Below are 6627 nucleotides of genomic sequence, written 5' to 3'. Positions count from 1 at the left end.
CATCGGCGCGGGCCACGGCGCCGCCGGGCTGGCCGGGCCGGCCGCCGCGCGCCAGCCAGTGGGCGCGGTCGGCGCCGGCCTGCAGCCGGTTCAGCCGCGCACCGCCTTCGCTCTCCACGCCGACCAGCGCGTGCACCGCGTGCACGGTTGCCTCGTTCGGGCTGCGCGGCAGGCGCTCCCAGTGCAGCGCGCGGTGCTCGGGCTGCCAGCGGGCCTGCAGGAACAGCTTGCCGAAGGCCGGGTGGGCCAGGTCGGCGCGGGCGGGGGCCAGCACGGGCTCGAAGCTGGACACCAGCGCCAGGCGGCGTTCGTGGTGGGACTGGTTGTGCAGCGTGATGCGGCGCAGCTCGACGTCGTCCTCCACCGCGACCCAGACTTCGGTGAAGGCATGCAACTGCTCGCCCTCGGCCGTGAACTGCGCGCTGGCCGGGTGCAGCCGCACGCCGTAGCGCCATTGCGGGCCGGGCGTGGGGCGCAGCGTCAGGGACCGCCACGGCGTCACCTCGGGGCCGCCGCGCCAGGGGCTGGTCTCGGGGCCGCCGGGCCAGGGCGTGTCCAGGTCACGCAGGTGCAGGTGGTGGCCCAGCAGGTCCTGCGCGAGGTCGTCATGCCAGCGGTTGACCAGCACCTGCGCGCCGGGCTCGCCCCACATCAGCGCGCCGCCGCCGTGCTCGCGCAGCATGGCGGTCAGGCGGCCGTGGCCCAGCCAGGCGGTGGACGCCAGCGCACGGCCGCGCACGTCCGGCACGGCCAGCGAGATGTGGGCGCGGCGCGGCACGGCGCGGGTGGGTGTGACGGGCGGCTCCTTCAGCGGCGCCACCTCGTGCGGCGCGCGCTCGTGCAGCAGCCAGCGCACGGCCGACAGGCGCGGCTCGGCATCGGCCCAGCGCTGCGGCGCGCCACCGCACAACACCTCCGTCAGCGCGACCAAGGACATGCCGTGGTGGTGGCTCATCGTCGTGCCGATGCGCTGCATGCGCGGGCCGCGCTGCGTCGTGTCGGTGGCCTCGGGCAGGCGGCTGACGGTGTAGTCCAGCGCCTCCATGAAGCCGGTGTCGTGGCGGGCGCCCAGCGCCTGCAGCGCGCGCAGGTTGGCCACGGCGGCGCGCGGCATCACCATGGTCGCCATCAGCGTCGCATAGGGCGCGATGACGACCTCCTCGGGCGGCGTGTCGCGCAGCGCCAGCGCGGCGTTGCCCTGCGGGCCGTACTGGTAGGCCAGGCTGCGGTCGCGCGTGGCGTAGGCGCTTTCGGAGACGCCCCAGGGCAGGCCCTTGGCGCGCCCGGCGCGGATCTGCTCCGCCACGGTGGCGCGCGCGGCCTCGGCCAGCGCGCTGCCGGTGGGCTCGTCCAGCACCAGCGACGGCATCAGCATCTCGAACATCGACCCCGACCAGCTCTTCAGCCCGGTCACGTGGCCGCGCGAGAAGAACGGCCGGCCCAGGGCGCCCCAGTGCGACGCGGGCACGTCGCCCTTGGCGATGGCGACGAGGCTGGCCAGCCGCGCCTCGGACGCGAGCAGGTCGTAGTGGTTCAGGTCCAGCCTTTCCTCGCCCGGCTCGACACCGGGTGCGGCGACCGCGCCGATGTGCAGCAGGTGGCGCTGCGGGTCGTAGAGCCAGCCGAACTCGTGCGCCAGCGCGATGGCGCGGGCGCGCGTGGCCACGTCGTTCAGTGCTTGCGCAACCTCCGGTGGCGGCGGGAAGCCGTCACCGCCACGCGCAAAGCCCTCGCAGGCCGCGGCGACGACCAGCAGGTGCGCGCACAGGTTGCCGCTGTCCACGGTGGAGACGTAGTGCGGCTCCAGCACGGCCAGCCGCTGCGTGTCCATCCAGTTGTAGAAGTGGCCGCGGTGCCTGGGCAGTTTGTCCAGCGTGTCAAGCGTGCGGCCCACGCGCTCGGACAGGCCCACGTCATGCAGCCAGCCGAACTCGCGCGCGCAGCAGGCCGACAGCAGGTACAGGCCGATGTTGGTGGGCGAGGTGCGGTGGGCGACGGCGATGTCGGGGTCGAACTGCACGTTGTCGGGCGGCAGGTCGTTGTCGTCCTTGGTCACCCAGCGCTCGAACCAGCGCCAGGTGTCGCGTGCGACGCCCAGCAGGTAGTGGCGCTCGTCGTCGTCGATGGCCTCGCGGCGCGGCTTGGCGCGCGGCCGGCTGGCCAGCGCGATCCACAACGGCGACAAGGTCCAAGCGACCAGCATCGGCAGCGCGATGGTCCAGGCCACGTGCAGGCCCAGGAAGTCGGCGTTGACGAGCAGCGTGGCCAGCACGCCGGAGGTGATGGTCAGTTTGCGGTGCTGGCGCCACATGGCCATCCAGTCGGTGCGGGCGGCCGCCTCGGCGGCATCGGCGGTGGTCCATTCCAGCAGGCTGCGGCGGCTCACGCGCTGGCGCCACAGCGCGCGCACGATGGCGTCCACCTGCAGCCACGTGGCCGCCGGCAGCATGGCCAGGTGCCACAGCGTGCCGCCCGCGGCACGGCCCAGCTCGATGGCGGCCTGGCGATAAAAGCGCGGCAGCGAGATGCGCTCGCGGGCCGGCGCGCAAGCGGCCAGCGCGCCCATCAGCGGCCCGGCGCCAAAGGCCGCGGCCACGGCGGCCAGTGCCCAGCCGGCCGACAGCCCCAGGCCCAGCCAGGACGTCACCAGCAGCAGCAGCGCGGCCGGCGCCACCAGCGAGCGGCGCAGGTTGTCCAGCATCTTCCAGACATGGATGGCGCGCAGCCCCCAGCGCTGCGGGTGGCCCAGGAAGGGCAGCAGCTGCCAGTCGCCGCGCGTCCAGCGGTGGATGCGCGAGGCGGCCACGTCGGCATGCATGGGGGCGGCTTCCACCAGCATCACGTCGCTGACGCCGGCGCAGCGCATCAGCGAGCCTTCCAGCAGGTCGTGGCTGAGCACCTGGCCTTCGGGCAGGCGGTGGGCCAGCACCTTGGCGGCGGCCTGCACGTCGATCAGCCCCTTGCCGGCGGCGCTGCCTTCGTCGAACAAGTCCTGGTAGACCTCGGACGCGGCCGTGCTGTACGGGTCCACGCCGGGCTGGCCCGCGAACAGGCTGTGGAACCAGGTGCCATGCACCGTGGAGCTGCCGGCCTCGGTGGCCAGCGGCGTGGCGATGCGCGGCTGCAGCATGCCGTGGCCGTGCTGCACGGTGACGGCACCGCCGGGCGAGGTGACCACGCGGGGCCGGTTCAGCGGGTGGGCGGCGATGGCCACCAGTTCGCGCAGCGCGCCGGGCGGCAGCGCGGTGTCGCTGTCCAGCGTGACGATGTGGCGTATGCCCGGCGCGGGCGTGGACAGCGCGCCCAGGTCGACGAAGCGGTCGGGCAGCGTGTCCGCGGCATCCCCCGCCAGCAGCGTGACCAGGGCCTCGGTCTTGCCGCGCTTGCGTTCCCAGCCGATCCACTTCTGCTCGGTCTCGCTCCAGCGCCGCTCGCGGTGCAGCAGCAGGAAGCGCGGCAGACCGCCGCTGCTGGGGCCGTGGCGTGCGTTCAGCTTCTCGATGCCGGCGCGCGCCTGTGCGATCAGGCCATCGTCCTGCGGCAAGTGCTCGGCCTTGGCGTCGCCGTAGTCGCTGAGCAGCGCGAACTGCGCCTCGGCCTCCAGGTTGGCGAGGTGGTGGCGTTCCAGCTGCGCCAGCAGCGTGGTGATGCCCTTGGGCCGCGTCAGCATGCAGGGGATGACCACCAACGTGCGTGACTCGGGCGGGATGCCCTGCGGCCAGGACAGCCGCGGCAGCCGCAGCGGCGGCATGCACTCGCTGATCAGGCGGTTGGCCAGCGCGACGATGGCCTCGCTGGCCGGCAGCAAGGCCAGCAGCACGGTGACCGTCACCATGCGCCAGTTGGCGTCGGGCGGCAGGCCCAGCGCCAGCAGCAGCACCATGGCGGCACCACCGACCAGGGTCAGGCTGGAGAGATAGATCAGCGTGCGGTGGCGCAGCACCGCGGCCAGGGCGCGCTGGGCCAGTGCCTCCTTCGCACGCAGTTCCGTCAGCAGCTGCGCACGGCCGCGGCCGGTCAGCCAATGCAGCGGCGCGCGTTCGGCGGCGTCGGGCGCCCACGCCGGGTCGCTGCACAGCAAACGCACGACCTGGGCGACGTCGGCTTCGGGCAGGCTGTGGCGGGCGGCCAGCGCTTCGATGGCATGCACCGCGCGGTCCTGCGTGCTCTCGTGTTCCTGGCGGTAGACGTCGATGCGGCCCAGCGCCTTCAGCGCCGGGTGGACGGTCTCGAACAGGCCGGCCCAGTCGGCCGCGCCCAGCTTGCGCAGGCTGCCGATGGCATTGCGGATGCTTTGGTGGTCGGCGGCGCTCTCGGTCTGCTCGCCGGCCTGGGCCGTGGCGGGGTCCAGCAGCAGCTCTGACAGCCAGGCCTGCGCGGCGGCCCAAGGCGAGTCGGGCACGTCGCGCTCGGCCGGCTGGCCCAGCGAGCGGTCGACAAGGCGGTCATGCAGGCGCAGCGCCAGCGCATGCAGCGCCGGGTCGCGCGGCCAGCGGGCCTGCCAATCGGCCAGCTGCTGGCGCACGGCCTCGGCCGTCATGTGCGGCAGGGCTTCGAACAGCTGCTGTGCCGCGCGCCGCCCGAGGTGGCGCCAGGCCGCGCGCTCGGCCAGGCGGCGCAGGTTCTCCACCAGCACCACGCGCAGCGTCGACGGCAGCGCCCACAGCTCGCGCAGCGTCAGCGGCTGGGCCTCGTGATGGCCGTTCAGGAAATGGCGCAGCAGCGCCATGTCCAGCGAGCTGTCCGCGTGCGCAACCCAGGCCCAGCCCACGCCGTAGACGCGCGGCAGGCCTTGCAGCGGCTCGTCGGCCAGGCGTGGCAGGCGTTGGAAGTAGCTGCGCGGCAGGTCGTGCAACACCTCGTCGAGCTGCTGCTGCACCAGGCGGGCGTTGTCCAGCAGCCAGGCGTGCGCGGGGTCGATGTCGGCCTGCAGGCCTTCCTCGGAGAGCACCTCCAGCGCGGCACTCCACACCTGCAGGTTGCTCTTCAGCCGGGGCGAGAAAGGCCGGGGCTTGCGCTGCTCGTCGTCCAGGCGCTGCGCGGTGGCCAGGCTGCGACCATGCTCGGCAAAGCGCTCGGCGCCGAACTGCACCGCCCGCACGGGAGCAGCAGCGGCCTCGGGGCCGGCAGCCACGCGAAGGAAGGCTGCTGCCGCACTGCTGGGCGTCAGGTCCTGATGGGGCGGGGCGGGAGCGGCGGTCGACGAGTCAGGCATGCACTCACTGTCCCCGCGTGCGCGCGAGCGGGACAGCGGCTTGCGTGCCGTGTGAATGTCGGCTGCGTCCTACAAACCAATGCGTTATGGGGGGTCAACCCCGCACTGCTTCAGTGCGCAGTGGCGAGACGGCGGGCCAGCTCAAGGTAGTCGGCGCCCACCTTGGCCGGCGTCGCGTCGGTCAGATGCGCCCTCAGCACGCGCTTGAGCGTCTCCGGCTGCGGCGTCAGCGGGCCGGCAAAGCGCACCTGGTCGCCGTCCGCAATCAGCAGCGTCGGGAAGGTCTCGATGTCCAGGTCGCCGATGAGGTCGGCCTCGTCCTCGATGTCGATCCAGCGCACGCGCAGGCCTGCCTGCGGCAGCTCGGCGCAGGCGGCTTCAAAGATTTCCTGATAGGACTCGCAGGTGCGGCACCAGGCCGCGCAGAGGCAGGCGACTTGAACGGTCATGGGGCGGCATGGTGCCATGGCGGGCAAGCCCTTGGCTGCCGTCAGCCCAGCACCGCGAGCGCCTGGCGTCGCCAGCGCCGGCTCTCGGCCACGGCCCATTGGGTGAGGGCATGGAGTTCGGGCGCATCGTCGCGGTCGGCCCGGCGGCAAAGATAGAAGCCGCGCCCTGACGATACCCAGCCGCTGAATGGCACCACGAGCTGCCCGCTGGCCAGCTCCCTTTCGATGAGGCACAGCTGCACGACGGCGATGCCCATGTCGGCGACGGCGGCCTCGATCAGCGCCGCGGCCAGATCGAAGCCGGAGGCCAGCGGGGGCGAAGGTGCCGGGATGCCCTGGGCCTTGAGCCACAAGGCCCAGTCGTCCGGATGCGCGCTGTGGTGCAGCAGCGGCTGCTGCAGCACGTCTTGCGGCCGCGCGAGCCGCGCGGCGCGCGTGGGGCGGCACACGGGCACCAGCTCGCGCCCCAGCAGGTAGTGCGCGACGACGCCTTCGGGCCAGCGGCTGTGCGCCGCCGGCTTGGGGTTGATCCAGCAGTCGACGTCGTCGCGCTCGAAGCGGTCGTCGTGGCGCCAGCGGCGGAACTCGACCTTGATCTGCGGATGCTGCGCGTACAGCGCCGGCAGGCGCGGCACCAGCCAGCGTGCATAAAGCGACGGCACGGGCGCCATGCGCAACGGCTGGCCGGCAGGGGCGCTGCCCAGCGGCACGGCGCGCTCCAGCGTGTCCAGCGCGGGCTTGATGCGGGCGAGGTAGCTGGCGCCAATCGGCGTGGGCGTGACGCGAGCGCCACCGCGCGCCAGCAGGGCCTGGCCCAGCTCGGCCTCCAGCCGCTGCACCGCGCGGCTGACCGCGCCCTGCGTGACCGAGAGCGCCTGGGCCGCTGCGGAGAAGCTGCCCAGTTCGGCCACGGCCGCGAAGGCGTGGAGTTCGGCCAGCGACGGCGAGCGAAAGCGCATCGAG

Annotated in this window: 3 protein-coding genes; all 3 read right to left on the bottom strand. The window is 73.4% G+C overall.

Annotation, left to right across the window (positions count from 1 at the left end):
- Positions 1 to 5215: glucoamylase family protein (locus AC1D29_RS19700; protein ID WP_477900516.1), on the bottom strand; the 5215-nt coding region annotated here is incomplete at its 3' end.
- A gap of 110 nt (positions 5216 to 5325) precedes the next feature.
- Positions 5326 to 5664 carry a thioredoxin family protein gene (locus AC1D29_RS19695; RefSeq protein ID WP_477900514.1) on the bottom strand — a complete coding sequence of 113 codons (339 nt, stop codon included), beginning with the start codon at positions 5662 to 5664 and terminating at the stop codon, positions 5326 to 5328.
- Between the two features lie 41 nt (positions 5665 to 5705).
- Complete coding sequence (locus tag AC1D29_RS19690; RefSeq protein ID WP_477900512.1) at positions 5706 to 6623, bottom strand: LysR substrate-binding domain-containing protein; 918 nt, start codon at positions 6621 to 6623, stop codon at positions 5706 to 5708.
- Between the last annotated feature and the right edge of the window lie 4 nt (positions 6624 to 6627).

It is taken from the genome of Roseateles sp. P1_C6, assembly GCF_056406315.1.
This window is presented reverse-complemented; position numbering and strand designations above follow the sequence as displayed.

Excerpts from the sequence above, each read along its gene's own strand:
- AC1D29_RS19695 (WP_477900514.1), bottom strand. The coding sequence starts at position 5,664 with ATGACCGTTCAAGTCGCCTGCCTCTGCGCGGCCTGGTGCCGCACCTGC.
- AC1D29_RS19690 (WP_477900512.1), bottom strand. The coding sequence starts at position 6,623 with ATGCGCTTTCGCTCGCCGTCGCTGGCCGAACTCCACGCCTTCGCGGCC.